We start from the raw sequence: 13586 nt of genomic DNA, 5'->3' as shown, positions 1-13586 counted from the left end.
GTCAGCCTCCGATCGCCGTCGCCGGGTCGACGCGCAGCGCGGCGCGGATGGCCAGCGTGCTGGCGATGGCGCAGATCAGCATCACGGCGACGAAGCCGCGCAGCGCGTCGCCCGGCTCCAGCAGCACGTATTTCGGGAAGGCCGGCGCCCACCAGGTCGCCACCGTCTTGCCCACCAGGAAGCCGATCAGCCCCAGTCCCAGCGCCTGCTGCAGGATCATGCCGGCGATGGTGCGGTTGCGCGTGCCGATCAGCTTCAGCACCGCGATCTCGCGGATCTTGCCCAGCGTCATCGTGTAGATGATGAAGGCGACGATGGCCGCGCTGACGATGGCGAGGATGACCAGGAACATGCCGATCTGCTTCGCCGAGGTGGCGATCAGCTTGGCCACCAGGATCTCTTCCATCTGCTCGCGGGTGTAGGCCTGCAGGTGCTTCCAGCGCTGCACCGTGTCGGCCACCACGGCGGGCGCGGTGCCCGGCGTGACCTGCACCAGTACCGCATTGACGTTGCGGCTGCTCGCCTGGCTGGCCTGCAGCGCATCGAGCAGGCCGGGCACGCCGGGGCGGTTGAGCGCCGGGTTGGCGGCGGTGCGCGCGCGTTCGTTGAGGATGGCGTCGTTGTCCTTCAGGAACTGCGCCTCCTGGGCGTCCTTCAGCGGGATGAACACCATCGGGTCGCCGCCCGATGACACCATGCGCCGGGTGAGCCCCACCACGCGGTAGTCGTGGCGGCGGATGCGGATCTGCTCGCCGAGCCGGAAGCCGGTCTTCACGTCGGCCACCGCCTCGTAGTGGTTGCGCGTGACCTGGCGGCCGGCCACCAGGTATTCCGGCTCGCCCGGCTGGCCCGGCTCGAAGCCGACCACCATCGCGCGCACGTCGCTGTCGCCCTTGCGCACCTGCATCGTCAGGTAGGTCACGTTGGCCGCCCGTGCCACGCCGGGCAGGCCGAGCACGCTGCGGTACGCGTCGTCACGCAGGCTGGACGATTCGGCATAGGGCCCCAGGGTGTCCTTCTGCACCACCCACAGGTCGGCGCCGCTGTTGTTGAGCAGCACCCTGGCGTCGTCGACCATGCCGCGATAGACGCCCGCCATCGTCAGCGTGACGCCGATCAGCAGTCCCAGGCCGATGCCGGTGAGCACGAACTTCGACCAGGCATGCAGGATGTCGCGGCCGGCGAGGCTGATCACGAGCGGCCTCCGGCGAGTTGCTCGACCACGCGGATGCGGGTGTCGGGAGTCAGCTCGCGTTCGCTGTGGGCGATCACCACGTCGCCTTCGCGCAGCGTGTCGCGGACCTGCACCCGGCCGTCGAGGCTGCTGTCGCCCACCGTCAACGCGGCGAAGGCCGGCCTGCCCTCGCGCAGCAGCCACACGCCGGTGCCGGCCACGGTGTGCTTGATGGCGGCGTTGGGCAGCACCAGCGACGGCGCCGCGGCCGCGGCGTGCAGCGTGACTTCGGCGAGCTCGCCCACCGTCAGGCCGGCCGGTGCCGCTTCCAGCGCGACGAAGGCGATGCGCTCCTCGGTCACGCTGTCGCTCACCGGCTCGACGCGTACCACCTTGCCGGCCAGGCGCTGCGACGGGTTCGAGCGCAGTGCCACTTCGGCCGCCATGCCGTGCGCCAGTCCGCGCGAGCGCCCCTGGTCGAGCCTCACCTTGACCCACAGGCTGTCCGGTTCGATGAGGCGCAGCACCGACTGGCCGGCGACCACGGTGGAACCCGGCTCGGCGTCGCGGCTGGTGACGATGCCGTCGCGCGGCGCGATCAGCCGCAGGTTGCGCCGCTGCTCGCCCAGCGCCTGCTGGTCGGCCTGCAGGCGGACCAGCTCGTGGCGCGCGCCCAGCAGGTTGGCCTCGGCGGCATCGGTGGCCGCCTGCGCCGACACCAGCTCCTGCTGCTTGCCTTCCACCGCGCTGGCGCTGACGAAATGCTTACCGCCCAGCTCGACGTAGCGCCGGCTGTTGATCGCTGCCACTTCGCGCCGCGCGCGGGCATCCTGGCGCTGCGCCTCGGCGGCGGCGACCGCGCTCTGCGCCCGCGCATGCGAGGCCTGCAGCGAGCGCAGGCGTTCGTCGAGATCCACCGGATCCATCTCCGCCAGCACCTGGCCGGCGCGCACCGCATCGCCCACGTCGACGGCGACCGACAGCACGCGCCCCGCCGCCGTCGGGCCGACGAAGTAGCTGCGCCGCGCCTCGACCGTGCCGATGCCGAACAGCGATGCGACGATGCTGTCCGTCTCCACGGTCGCCACCGTCACCTTCACCGGCGCCAGCGGCCCCGAGCGCGCCACGACCATGCCGAAGCCCGACAGCAGCACGACGCCGGCGAGCGCCAGGCCGATGTGCCGGACAGGGAATTTCCGCTTCATGACCGCACCTCCAGTCCTGTCAGATAGAGCCCGAACACCGCCTCCGCCTGCTCGCGCATGCCGTCCATGCTGCCGCTCACCATGGACTGGATCACCAGGCCCTGGATGGCGCCGAGGAACAGCGCGGCGGCGGCGGCGTGGTCGGTTCCGGGGCGGATCAAGCCGGCAGCGGATGCCGCATCGAGCAAGGCCGCCAGCCGTTCGCGGTAGCGCGCCATCAGCTCGCGCACCCGCTCCTTCAGCGGCGTGCGGTCGGCCTGCTGCAGCTCGCCGAAGATGAAGCGGGGCACGCCGGGATGGGCGATGAAGAAGTCGACGTGGGCGAGGAACATGGCGCGCAGCGCGTCCACCGGCGAGCTGGCGGACGCGCGCGCGGCGTCGAGCCGCTGCAGCAGCTCGGCCTCGATCCAGGCGACGACCGCCAGCCGCATCGCCTCCTTGGTCGGAAAGTGGCGGAACAGCGCGCCCTGCGACAGGTTCATCGCCTGTGCGATGTCGCTCGTGGAGATGTCCAGCGCGCTGCGCCCGGCAGCCAGGCGCAGCAAGGTCAGCACGATCTCGGCCTGGCGGTCCTCGGTGGGCTGGCGTGAAGGCTTCATGGGCATCTCTTGCAAGTGAGTGATTACTTACTTGCAAGTCTAGGCCCGTATTTCAGTTTTGTCTAATGCATCGGGCGGTGCTTGCGGTGACGCAAATCGTGCGAACATTCTGCGCTCGCCTTACATGGAACCCCCGAATGCTGAAGAACATCGCCCTGGCCCTGCTCGCCGGCCTTCCCCTGACCACTGCCGCCATCGCGGCGGAAGCGGACGTCGAAACCCTGCCTTCCGGCGTGCGCATCGAACACCTGCAGCGCGGCGATGGCGCGCGGCCCGGCGCGTCGAGTACCGTTCTCGTCCATTACCAGGGCACGCTGGACAACGGCAAGGTGTTCGACAGCTCGATCGCACGCAACCAGCCCATCGCCTTCCCGCTCAACGGCGTGATCCCGTGCTGGACGCAGGGCCTGCAGCGCATGCGCGTCGGCGGCAAGGCGAAGCTCACCTGCCCGTCGCGCACCGCCTACGGCGAAGCGGGCGCCGGCAGCGCGGTGCCGCCGAATGCCACGCTCAACTTCGAGGTGCAGTTGCTCAAGGTGGATTGAGTCCGGGTGGATTCAGGCTGGGTGGATTGAGGCCGGCGGGCAGCGTCCGCAGGCCCGGCGGGGGAACCTGTCAGCGCTCGCGGCACTGCCCCTGCGCCTCCAGCCAATAGACGGAGTCGCCGACCACCGCCACGCTGCCCGAGATCACCGCCGACGCTGCCGTCACCGCCCCTGCCAGCACCAGAAGCGCGGCGCAGCCCTCGTTCTGGCAGCCGAGGAAGGCGTCGACCTGATACGGCCTCAGCACCATGTGCTGCCGCGTGATGTCGCAGCGGGCGTCGTATTCCGAGGTGGTGTACGGCAGGAAGACGCAGCCGCCGAGCGCGATGGCCGCGAGCGCGATCGCGCCTGCCAGGGGGCGACGTTGCATGTCCCACCGCCTCTTCGCCATACGCGGCCGCCCGGCTACGAGGACTGCGGGCCGGGAGGCCGCGGCGTTTGCCGCATCAGGGCTGACCGAGGAAGTCCAGCGCCATCGCCGTCATCGCCTTCGCGCCCACCGCCAGCGACGCTTCGTCGATCTCGAACTTCGGCGAATGGTTGGGCGCCGCCGTCTTTTCCTTGCCCGGCGTGCTCGAGCCGAGGAAGAAGAACACGCCCGGCACTTTCTTCGAGAACTCGGAGAAATCCTCCGATGCGGTCAGCTTGGGCGTGATCACCGCCTTGCCACCAGTCACCTGTTGCATGGTCGGCAGCATGCGGGCGCTCAGATCGGCGTTATTGACGGTCGTCGAGTAACCCGGCTTCAGGAAGTTCACTTCCGCCTTCGCGCCGCTTGCCTGGGCGATGGACTCGGCCGTGGTACGCATGCGCGCCAGCGTGTCGTCGCGCATGCCGTCGTCGAAGGTGCGCACCGTGCCCAGCAACTCCACGCTCTCGGGGATGATGTTCTCGCGGTTGCCGCCGTGGATCGAGCCGATCGAGATTACCGCCGGTTCCTTGGTCAGGTTGAGCTGGCGGCTGACGATGGTCTGCAGACCCAGCACGATCTGCGAGGTGCTCACGATCGGGTCCACGCCGTTCCACGGGAAGCCGCCGTGCGTCTGCTTGCCGTTCACCTTGATGGTGAAGGTGTCGCCGGAGGCCAGGATCGGGCCGGAACGGTAACCGATCGTGCCGACCGGGAAGGCGGGGATCATGTGCAGGCCGAACACCGCGTCGACCTTGGGGTTGTCGAGCGCGCCGGCATCCACCATCGCCAGCGCGCCGATGTGGTCGTGCTCGCCCTTCAGCGCCTCGGACGGACCTTCCTCCGCCGGCTGGAAGAGGAACTTCACCGTGCCCGGAATCTGGTCGCGCATGCCGGCCAGCACTTCCGCGGTGGCCATCAGGATCGCGGTGTGCGCGTCGTGGCCGCAGGCATGCGCCACGTCAACTTCCTTGCCCATGTGCTTGCCCTTGGCCTTGGAGGCGAACGGCAGATCCACCAGCTCCTTGACCGGCAGCGCGTCCATGTCGGCACGCAGCGCCACCACCTTGCCCGGCTTGCCGCCCTTCAGGATGCCCACCACGCCGGTGCCGCCCACCCCCGTCTTCACTTCCAGGCCGAGGCTGCGCAGGTGATCGGCCACCAGCTTGGCGGTGCGCACTTCCTGGTTCGACAGCTCCGGATTCTGATGGATGTCGCGCCGCCAGCCGATCAGCTTGCTTTCGATGGCGCCGACACGGGTCTCGATGTTCTTCAGCACGGCGTCTTCGACGGCCTGCGCGGACGACACTGCGCCCAGCAGCAGGGTGCCCAGGGCCAGGCTCAGGCTCTTGATTTTCATGGTTTGTCTCCTCGTTGGTGTGTGCTCTGCGATGCGCGGGCAGCGACATCAGGTGGGGTGCAGATTAAGGAGCGGAGTACGATGCGTCCAATGCAAAATATTCCTCAAATCAATTACAGTTGGTAATAAATGAACCTCGCCCAACTGCGGCACCTGATCGCGATCGCCGAACACCAATCCTTCCGCAAGGCGGCCGACGCATTGTGCCTGACGCAGCCTGCGCTGAGCCGCAGCCTGCAGGCGCTGGAGGACGAGCTGCAGGTCATGCTCGTCGACCGCGTCGGCCGGCGCAACACTCTCACCGCCTACGGCCGCCAGGTGGTCGACAGCGCGCGCCGCATCCTCGCCGAGACGGCCGAGCTGAAGCGCGGCGTCGCCCTGCTGCGCGAAGGGCGCATCGGCGACATCGCCATCGGCCTCGGCCCCACGCCGGCGTCCATCCTGATGGTGTCCTTCCTCGCTGAAATGGCGACGCACCACCCCGGTGTGAAGGTCAGGATCGCGCGCGGCGCGGTCGCCATGCTGGTGCAGTCCCTGCGCAGTGAAACGGTCGAAGTCATCGCCGTCGATCGCCGCGCGCTGTTGCCCGCCGACGACCTGCGCATCGAGCCGCTCGCGCCGCTGCGTGGTGGCTTCCTGTGCCGCAGCGGCCACCCGCTGCTCGGCCTGCCACACATCGACTTAGCCGAACTGCGCCGCTACCCGGTGGCCTCGATGCCCCTCAGCGACGAGCTCGCCCGCATCCTCGTCGCCGAGCTCGGCCCCGATGCCCACCCCGAGCGCATGGTCACGATCAACAGCGAGGATGTCAGCGCCATGCTCGACGTCGTCGAAGCCACCGACGCCGTGTTCTTCGGCATCTTCGCCAGCGCCCGCGCCCGCATCGCCGCTGGCCGGGTGCAGGAGATCCGCGTCGAGCCGCACGCGGAGCGGGTCGGGCACTATGCGCTGGTGAGCCTGGCGAGGCGCAGCGAATCGCCGGCGGTGGAACTGTTCAGGCAGTTCGCGCGCGAGCAGTTCCGCGAGTGAGCGGGATGACGGCGGCGGCGCGCCGCGATCAGCCTTGCGCCGACTCCGCCCCTGCGTCCGGGGCGGGAGGGTTCAGCCGCTCCATCATGCGCACGAGGTCGGGCAGCGTCTTCGCGCTCATCTTGTTCATGATGTTGTGGCGATGGACCTTGATCGTCATCTCCGAGATGCCGAGGTCTGCCGCGGCCTGCTTGTTCAACGCCCCCTTCACGATGTAGGGGATGACTTCCCTTTCGCGGGCGGTCAGCAACTCGTAGCGGCGCCGGATCTCGCCGACTTCGCGCGCTTCGCGCTGGCTGCCGTGCGACCGCGCCAGGGCTGTGCGGATGGCGGCGAGCAGTTCCTCGTCGCGGAAGGGCTTGGGGAGAAATTCGATGGCCCCCTTCTTCATCGCCCGCACCGCCATCGGCACGTCGCCGTGGGCGGTGATGAAGATGATCGGCAGGGGCGGGTCGAGGTCGGCGAGCTGCGCCTGCAGTTCGAGCCCGCTGAGGCCCGGCATGCGCACGTCCAGGATCAGGCAGGCTGGGCCGGCATGGCGTGGCGCCGCGAGGAAGGCCGCAGCCGACGGATGGGTGTCGACGGACAGGCCGACGGAACGGATCAGGCTGCTGAGGGCCTCCCGCACCGAGAGGTCGTCATCGACCACATACACCCATTCGGACACCGCCTCGGCGCCCTTGCCCGTGCTCATCTTCGTCGTCACCGTCGCACCCGTTCTCAGTTGTCCGGAATGGTGAATGAGAAGCACGCGCCGGGGCCCCTGCTCCTGTCCAGCCACAGGCGGCCGCCATGGTTCTCGACAATGCTGCGGCTGATCGCCAGCCCCATTCCCAGGCCCTCCGGCTTGGTGGAGAAGAAGGCCTCGAAGAGCCGCTCCTCCAACCCCTCGGCGATGCCCGGGCCGCTGTCATGCACTGCGAACTGCAATCCTCCCGCGGCACTCCTCGTCACCGCAATGCGCAGCGTGCGCTCGCCTTCCGGCTGGTCGCGCATCGCATCCACCGCATTCACGATCAGGTTGAGGATCACCTGCTGCAGTTGAACCGGATCCGCCATCAGCCAGGGCCGGGGCTCGGCGAGCTCCACCGTCGCCCGCACACCGGCCTCCGCGAGCAGCGCCTGCAGCATCTGCAGCAGCTCGTCGAGCAGGTGTGCCACGTCGACGCGCTCGCGATGGATTTCGCCCGCGCGCAGGAAGCCGCGGATGCGTGCGATCACCGAACTGGCCAGGCTGGCGTCGCGGTTGAGCCGCTTGAGCGCCGCGGCCACCTCGGCGAGGTTGGGCGAGTCATGGGAAAGCCAGCGCAGCGCGGCCTCGCTGTTGGTGATCACCGCCGCCAGAGGCTGGTTGATCTCGTGCGCGATCGTGGCCACCAGCTCGCCCATCGCGGTGTAGCGCGCCACCCGCGCCAGTTCGTTGCGCGTCGCCGTCAGCGAACGCTCGGCTTCCATGCGCTGGGTGATGTCCTCGACGATCACCGCCAGCATCGGGCCGTCCTCCTCGAGGGCCGGAATGCGTGACACGCACACGTTGGCCCACAGGTGGCCGCCGCCCTTCTTCTCGTAACGCTTCTGCAGCGTATAGCTGGGGAATTCGCCGTCGAAGAGCCCATCCACATTGCGCCGCGTCATGGCCTGTTGCGAAGGATCGGTGATCTCCATCAGCGAGACACCGGAGAGCGCCTCCGCGCCATAGCCCAGCATGCGCCGCAGCGCCGGATTGGCGGAAAGGATCCTGCCTTCACGGTCCGCCAGCGCGATGCCCACCGCGGTGTTCTCGTACAGCCCGAGCCAGCGGCGGTCCATCACCTGCAGCGCGGTCAGGCTCTGCTGCAGGGATTTGCGGCTCGCCACGAGGCCCGCCGTGAGCTCCAGGATGTCCGAGGCCTGCGAGTTGAGCTCCTTCTGCAGGATGGCCACGGTGCGCTTCACCGACACCAGGTTGCGCGCCCGGGCACGCAGTTCCTGCGCCGAGAAGGGCTTGGTGAGGAAGTCCTGCACCAGATGTTCGAGCAGGTTCTCGCGCAGCGCGTCATCGGCCCGCGCCGACAGCACCAGCACCGGCACCTTGGGGAAGTCCTGCCGCGCAGCCAGCGCGCGTATGAAGCGTTCGCCGTCCCAGCGCGGCATCATCAGGTCGGCGATGATCAGGTCCGGCGGATCGGCGATGGCGGCCTGGAAGGCCGACGCGCCGTCCTCGCGCAGCAGCACGTTGTATTCGTCGGAGAGCACGTCGTACAGGAACAGGCGGAGATCGGCATTGTCCTCGGCCACCAGCACCCTGGGCTTGCCCGGTTGCCTTGCCGCCTCCGCGAGTGGCGGCAAGGCAACCGGCGCCAGCGGGCCCAGGAGTTCCTGCGACAAGGGCGCATCGGCCGCGCCGCCGGTGCGCACGAAGCTGCCTTCCGGCGCCCGCGCCGGAAACTCCACCTGGAAGATCGCTCCCCCGCCGGGCGCATCGACCACCACCACCGTGCCTCGATGCAGTTCCACAAACTCCCTGACGATGCTCAGCCCCAGCCCGCTGCCGCTGGCGCCGAGGCCTTCGCTGCCCTGGGTGAAACGTTCGAAGATGTGCCGCTTCAGCGCATCGGGCACGCCGGGGCCGCTGTCCTGCACGCTGATCAGCACCCGGCCCCGCCGCACGCGCTCCACCGCGCACACGATGCGTCCGCCCGCCGGCGTGAACTTGAACGCGTTCGACAACAGGTTGCACAGCACGCGCACGAACTTGGCCCGGTCCACGTCGGCGTAAAGCTCGTCCTCGCCGCGCAGCGTCAGGGTGATGCCATGGTCCTCGGCGGCAGCATCGAAACCGGCCGCCGTCTCGCGCACGAGGGCGGCCACGTTGGCGTGCACATAGGCCATCGGCATGCGCTCGGCATCGATGCGGGCCAGGTCGAGCAGGTTGTTCACCTGTTGCAGCAGGGAACGGGCATTGCGCTGGATGGTGGCGAGGCGGAATCGCTCCCGTTCGTCGAATCGCGCCCCGTCCTTGATGAGCTGGTCGACCGGGCCGAGGATGAGCGTGAGCGGCGTGCGCAATTCGTGGCTCACGTTGGCGAAGAATCGCGTCTTGTAGCCATCGAGCTCCTTCAGCCGCTCCAGCGCCACCTGCAGTTCGCTGTTCTTGCGTGACAGTTCGGCGCTGCTGGCGATCTTCTCGGTGATGTTGCGTCCTTCGGGCAGCAGGAAGGCCACCTTGTCGTCGTCGTCGAGGATGGGCTTGAGCGAGAAGTCGATGACGATCGTGCGGTTGCCCTGGAGATCGCCGAACACCTCGAAGTCGCAGCGCACGAAACGGCCGGTGCGCGCCTCCGCGATCATCTGCCGCACCCGATCACGCACTTCTTCCGACACCGCCCACCAGCGCGCCTGCCAGAAGGGCTTGCCGATCACGTCCTCCAGGCAGAGTCCGGCGCCGTCGAGGGCCGCCCGGTTGATTTCCAGCAGGGTCCCGTCCAGGTCCAGCAGGCCGAGGAACTCGTACATGGCGTCGAGGATGATGCGCGCCATCTTCTGCCGCCGCACATCGCGCGCGTCGGCGGCGTCGATCACCACGCCGCGCACCGAGGTGCGCCCGGCCACCCTGCAGATGTCGTCGTCCGGATTCACGTTCACCATCGCCTCGCCTCTCGCCTGTGCTGCCGCCCGCATACGCACGTGCGGCGGCCCGATGCGCGACATCCGCGCATCGGGCCCGCCTGCCGCAAGAGTGCGCGCTCAGAAGCGATAGGTGTAGACCAGCGTCGCATTGTCCTGGGCGTGGCTCACCCGTATCGGGGCTGAGGTATTCGGCAGGCCGGCGTTGTCCATGGACTCCTGGAAAGCGTGGGACCAGGCGAAATCCACGCTCGAGGCGGGCGACAGGGCGTAGCCGAAGCCTGCGGACAGGTGCTTGCGCGGAATCGCCGGGATCACGGCGAACAGCGTCGACGAGCGCAGCGCCTGCTGCGCCAGCCGCAGGCCGCCGCGCAGCGTCCAGTGCGAATCCACCTGCCAGGCCGCGCCGAGCGCGAGGATGGTCTGGTCCCGGTAGTCCTGGGGCAGCCGGACGTTCAGTTCGCCGCCGCCATCCGCGACAAATCCGACCTTGATGTCCTTCATCGTGTCGGACCAGAACACCCGCGACACATCGGCCGCCACCGTCAGTTGTTCGTTCACCCGCTGGCTCAGCCCGAGGTTGAGCACGGCCGGCATCTGGAAGTCGCGGATGCGCAACCTGCCCTGCAGCGGAATCTTTCCGGCGACGCCGTCCACCGCGGTGAGGGTGGCGCGGCCGTCCATGTCGGACATCTGGCTGCGCGCGGTGTAGGCGGCGCCAATCCGGGTGTCGGCGGACAGGGCGTAGGTCATGCCGACGCGGGCGGTGTAGCCCCAGGCGTTGACCCCGCTCGCCAGGGGGGCATTGCGCGTCAGGCTGAAGTGGGCGCCGCGCAGGTCCGGCAGGCCGCCCAGCACCGGCAGCAGGCTGCCCGACACGCGTCCGGCGCCGATCAGGCTGCCCACCTGGTCGGCCCCCTGCAGCAGGTCGAGGTTCAGGCCCTGCCACACCGCATCGACGCCGCCGCCGACGGTCAGGGCATCCGACACGCGGAAGCTGGCGGCCAGCGGAATGTTCAGCACCAGCAGCCGGCTCGAGTTCTCCAGCCCGGTGTCGAGTCCGCCATTCGCCCGCGACAGGAAGCTGTGGCGGCCGAACTCGGTCCCCAGCCCGCCCTGGGCGAAGGCGCCGAGCCCCAGGGTCCAGTCGCCGAGCCGCTGCGCATAGGCCAGTTGCGGCGCGTAGTAAGGCCCGCGGTTGCTGCCGTGGTCATGCGAATGCACGCTTTCGCCGCTGTCGCGGTTGCGCACGTCGATGTCGGTGGTGACCAGGTCCAGCCCCACCATCGCGGCATGGTCCGCCGACATCAGCGAGAGCGTGGCCGGATTGGTCATCATGCCGGCCGGGCCCACGTCGTAGGCGGTGGCCACCCCGCCCATGGCGCGCGACACGGCGCCGAAGCCCTCGAGTCGGAATACGTCGGTGGCGTGCGCAGCGCCGGCCGTCGCAGCGACGGCGAGGGCGACGGCCGCCAGCTTCATCGCGCGACGGCCGGTGTGCTGCCGCTTTCGTGGTTCTGCTTTCATTCTTGTCCCTGCATCGGTCCCTGGGCGGGACATCAGAAGAATCGGTCGAAATGGATCTGCTCGAACGGCACGCTGTGGCCCACCATCAGCATTTCCTGGAGGGCCTGCGTCATGGGCGGCGGTCCGGCGAAGTAGAACTCGTAGTTCGCCAGGGACGCCGGCAGGACCTTGGGCAGGTGGGTGTGCACAAAGCCGGTGGCACCTGCCCAGCCGTCTGCGCCCGGGGTGGAAACCACCGGGCAATAGGTGATCCGTTCGCCGAAGCCGGCGAGTTCGGCGAGCATGGCCTCGCCGCACACGTCGCGGGGCTCGCGCGCGCCGTAGAAGAAGTACAGCTTGCGCGATTCGAGCATCCCCGCCTGCGCCGCGCCGCGCGCGATCGAGATCATCGGCGCGAGGCCGGAGCCACCCGCGACGCACACCAGGTCGCGCGGCGACGCCTCGCGCAGGTAGGCGACGCCGTAGGGCCCGTCCAGCCCGATCTCCGCACCGGGCCGCAGGTCGTCGAACAGCACTGCGGTGCCTTGTCCCTGCGCCACGCGGCGGATCTGGAAATGCCATTCGCCGTCCGCGTTGGGGAGGTTGGACAGCGAGTAGGCGCGCGAGGCGCCGACGCCGGGCAGGTCCAGCATGGCGAACTGGCCGGGCAGGAAGTCGGCCGGGCCGTCGGCGCGAAAGCGGAATTCGCGCAGGTCGTGGGTGAGGGCGGTGCTGCCGGTCAGCACCGCGCGACGCCGCCGCGGCCGGATCGGCGGCAGGTATTCCGCACCGCTCGCGGCCTTGATGCGCACGTCGCCCACGGCGCGGCACTGGCACGCGAGGTGGCGGCCGCGCCGGCGGTCGCGCTCGACCAGGCCCGGGGCGTCCGGCCACAAGGTCTCGATCTCGCCCTGCAGCAGCTCGAACTTGCAGCCGCCGCAGCCGCCCGAATTGCACTCGTACGACAGCCCGACGCCGGCACGCAGGGCAGCCCGCAACAGGGTGTCCCCGGGTGCCTGCTCGAAGCGGGTGCCGTCCCGCTCATTGAAGATCACTGGATGGCTCATGGTGTCTCCCCGGCGCAGCGCCGCCTCCCCGCAGGGCCGCGGCGCGCGCACGGTATCGAGGAATCAGAGACCCAGGCCGCGACGCAGGTCGCGGGTGGCCGCCCTGGCGGACTCGGCCGCACCCGGCACGTCGGGCAGGGCTGCGCAGTAGGCGTCGATGGCACGGTCGGCCAGCGGCTCCCACTTGGCGATCCACGACTTCATCAGCTCCAGGTTGCCCGGCGTCTGCAGGGCCATGGCGACGAAGGCGGCGGCCCAGCGGCGATGGCGCGCGACGTCGATCAACTGGGCGTCGGTGATCAGGCCCAGCAGCGTGTCGCCGTTGTGGCGGGCGGACTCGCCGAGGCGGCGCAGCACGGTCTCCTCGATCGCCGGCTTCACCACCAGGGTCAGGACGGTGATGGCCTCGCCCCAGTCCCACACGGTGAGCGCCTTCTCCATCAGCTCGCGGAAGCCCTGCCAGGCGGGGTCTTCCTCCCAGTAGCGCCGCTCGTCCTCGCCGAAGCCCTTGTCGGCGAAGGACCGGGACAGTTCCTTGGTGCGATAGGCGGTGTGGCTCAGCCAGCGCAGGCTGTCGGCCATCTGGAAGTAGTTGCAGTTGGTCAGCGTGCTCGCCGGCGACACCTGGCCGACGTAGGCGGAGGCCATCTGCAGGGTGTGGAAGAGATAGCGGGCAGGGGTGTACAGGCGGGCCAGCGTGCCGGCCCAGCGCGGGTCGAGGGCCTTGTCGTGCTCGCGCTCGTTGAACTGGTCGAACAGGCTGAAGACGTAGGTTTCCTGGCCGTCCTGCGTCAGGTTGTAGGTGCGGTAGACCACCTCGTCCGGATCGCGGAAGGCGTTCCAGTCGTCATGCTTCAGCGCGGTACCGAAGGTGTTCTTCTTGTACCACTGGTTCATGAACATGTTCGGGTCCAGCTCGTACGGCGAGTCGGGGCGCTTGTCGTTGTAGTGCAGGTTGGTGCTGACGATCTCGTATTCGCTCGGCTTGCGGCGGCGGGCGGCCAGGTGGCTCCAGGTCTTCTGGGGCTTCAGGACTTGAATCTCGGACATCGGTGTCTCCTCGTGTCGTTCTTGTCGGGGGTGGCG

12 protein-coding genes are annotated in these 13586 nt (G+C 69.0%); 2 read left to right on the top strand and 10 right to left on the bottom strand.

Annotated elements, in window-relative coordinates:
- Window position 1: 1 nt before the first annotated feature.
- Genes GH664_RS05425 through GH664_RS05415 form a run of 3 tightly spaced genes read right to left on the bottom strand, consistent with a single transcriptional unit; the run spans window position 2 to window position 2978 of the window.
- Window positions 2-1195 (bottom strand): ABC transporter permease, encoded by a 1194-nt coding sequence (locus GH664_RS05425; protein ID WP_153167105.1) that lies wholly within the window; start codon window positions 1193-1195, stop codon window positions 2-4.
- Entirely contained in the window at window positions 1192-2379 is a 1188-nt protein-coding gene (locus GH664_RS05420; RefSeq protein ID WP_153167104.1) for an efflux RND transporter periplasmic adaptor subunit, read from the bottom strand. The genes GH664_RS05425 and GH664_RS05420 overlap by 4 nt, the downstream gene beginning before the upstream one ends.
- The gene (locus GH664_RS05415; RefSeq protein WP_228111394.1) at window positions 2376-2978 is read right to left on the bottom strand and encodes a TetR/AcrR family transcriptional regulator; all 603 of its coding nucleotides are present in this window, start codon (window positions 2976-2978) and stop codon (window positions 2376-2378) included. Before GH664_RS05415 ends, GH664_RS05420 begins: the two co-directional genes overlap by 4 nt.
- 137 nt (window positions 2979-3115) lie before the next feature.
- Here GH664_RS05415 and GH664_RS05410 point away from each other — a divergent pair, with 137 nt between their 5' ends.
- Window positions 3116-3523: an FKBP-type peptidyl-prolyl cis-trans isomerase gene (locus tag GH664_RS05410; protein WP_194270329.1), complete on the top strand. Its 408-nt coding sequence runs from the start codon at window positions 3116-3118 to the stop codon at window positions 3521-3523.
- A gap of 70 nt (window positions 3524-3593) precedes the next feature.
- On the opposite strand, the gene GH664_RS05405 is transcribed toward GH664_RS05410, so the two are convergent.
- Window positions 3594-3893 (bottom strand): hypothetical protein, encoded by a 300-nt coding sequence (locus tag GH664_RS05405; RefSeq protein ID WP_153167102.1) that lies wholly within the window; start codon window positions 3891-3893, stop codon window positions 3594-3596.
- Window positions 3894-3969: 76 nt separating this feature from the next.
- Window positions 3970-5292, bottom strand: coding sequence for an amidohydrolase (locus GH664_RS05400; protein ID WP_153167101.1), 1323 nt, complete (start codon window positions 5290-5292; stop codon window positions 3970-3972).
- 129 nt (window positions 5293-5421) lie between these two features.
- Between GH664_RS05400 and GH664_RS05395 the strand changes: the two genes are divergently transcribed.
- The gene (locus GH664_RS05395) at window positions 5422-6321 is read left to right on the top strand and encodes a LysR family transcriptional regulator (RefSeq protein ID WP_153167100.1); all 900 of its coding nucleotides are present in this window, start codon (window positions 5422-5424) and stop codon (window positions 6319-6321) included.
- 28 nt (window positions 6322-6349) lie between these two features.
- Here GH664_RS05395 and GH664_RS05390 read toward each other — a convergent pair whose 3' ends face one another.
- From GH664_RS05390 to GH664_RS05370, 5 genes are all read right to left on the bottom strand, one after another.
- Complete coding sequence (locus GH664_RS05390; protein ID WP_153167099.1) at window positions 6350-7015, bottom strand: response regulator transcription factor; 666 nt, start codon at window positions 7013-7015, stop codon at window positions 6350-6352.
- 26 nt (window positions 7016-7041) lie between these two features.
- Window positions 7042-10011, bottom strand: coding sequence for an ATP-binding protein (locus GH664_RS05385; protein WP_228111393.1), 2970 nt, complete (start codon window positions 10009-10011; stop codon window positions 7042-7044).
- A 36-nt stretch (window positions 10012-10047) separates the two neighbouring features.
- A complete protein-coding gene (locus GH664_RS05380; protein WP_228111392.1) occupies window positions 10048-11454 on the bottom strand; it encodes an OmpP1/FadL family transporter in 1407 nt (468 codons plus the stop codon).
- A gap of 32 nt (window positions 11455-11486) precedes the next feature.
- Window positions 11487-12500, bottom strand: a complete 1014-nt coding sequence (locus GH664_RS05375; protein WP_153167097.1) for a 2Fe-2S iron-sulfur cluster-binding protein — start codon at window positions 12498-12500, stop codon at window positions 11487-11489.
- A 63-nt stretch (window positions 12501-12563) separates the two neighbouring features.
- Window positions 12564-13550 (bottom strand): aromatic/alkene monooxygenase hydroxylase subunit beta, encoded by a 987-nt coding sequence (locus tag GH664_RS05370; RefSeq protein WP_153167096.1) that lies wholly within the window; start codon window positions 13548-13550, stop codon window positions 12564-12566.
- Window positions 13551-13586: the final 36 nt, after the last annotated feature.

Origin of the sequence: Thauera sp. 2A1, from assembly GCF_009469595.2 — a bacterium.
Classification (GTDB): Bacteria; Pseudomonadota; Gammaproteobacteria; order Burkholderiales; family Rhodocyclaceae; genus Thauera.
This window is presented reverse-complemented; position numbering and strand designations above follow the sequence as displayed.

Coding starts and splice junctions, on each gene's coding strand:
- GH664_RS05420 (WP_153167104.1), bottom strand. CDS start 2,379: ATGAAGCGGAAATTCCCTGTCCGGCACATCGGCCTGGCGCTCGCCGGC.
- GH664_RS05415 (WP_228111394.1), bottom strand. CDS start 2,978: ATGAAGCCTTCACGCCAGCCCACCGAGGACCGCCAGGCCGAGATCGTG.
- GH664_RS05410 (WP_194270329.1), top strand. CDS start 3,116: ATGCTGAAGAACATCGCCCTGGCCCTGCTCGCCGGCCTTCCCCTGACC.
- GH664_RS05405 (WP_153167102.1), bottom strand. CDS start 3,893: ATGCAACGTCGCCCCCTGGCAGGCGCGATCGCGCTCGCGGCCATCGCG.
- GH664_RS05400 (WP_153167101.1), bottom strand. CDS start 5,292: ATGAAAATCAAGAGCCTGAGCCTGGCCCTGGGCACCCTGCTGCTGGGC.
- GH664_RS05395 (WP_153167100.1), top strand. CDS start 5,422: ATGAACCTCGCCCAACTGCGGCACCTGATCGCGATCGCCGAACACCAA.
- GH664_RS05390 (WP_153167099.1), bottom strand. CDS start 7,015: ATGAGCACGGGCAAGGGCGCCGAGGCGGTGTCCGAATGGGTGTATGTG.
- GH664_RS05385 (WP_228111393.1), bottom strand. CDS start 10,011: ATGTCGCGCATCGGGCCGCCGCACGTGCGTATGCGGGCGGCAGCACAG.
- GH664_RS05380 (WP_228111392.1), bottom strand. CDS start 11,454: ATGAAAGCAGAACCACGAAAGCGGCAGCACACCGGCCGTCGCGCGATG.
- GH664_RS05375 (WP_153167097.1), bottom strand. CDS start 12,500: ATGAGCCATCCAGTGATCTTCAATGAGCGGGACGGCACCCGCTTCGAG.
- GH664_RS05370 (WP_153167096.1), bottom strand. CDS start 13,550: ATGTCCGAGATTCAAGTCCTGAAGCCCCAGAAGACCTGGAGCCACCTG.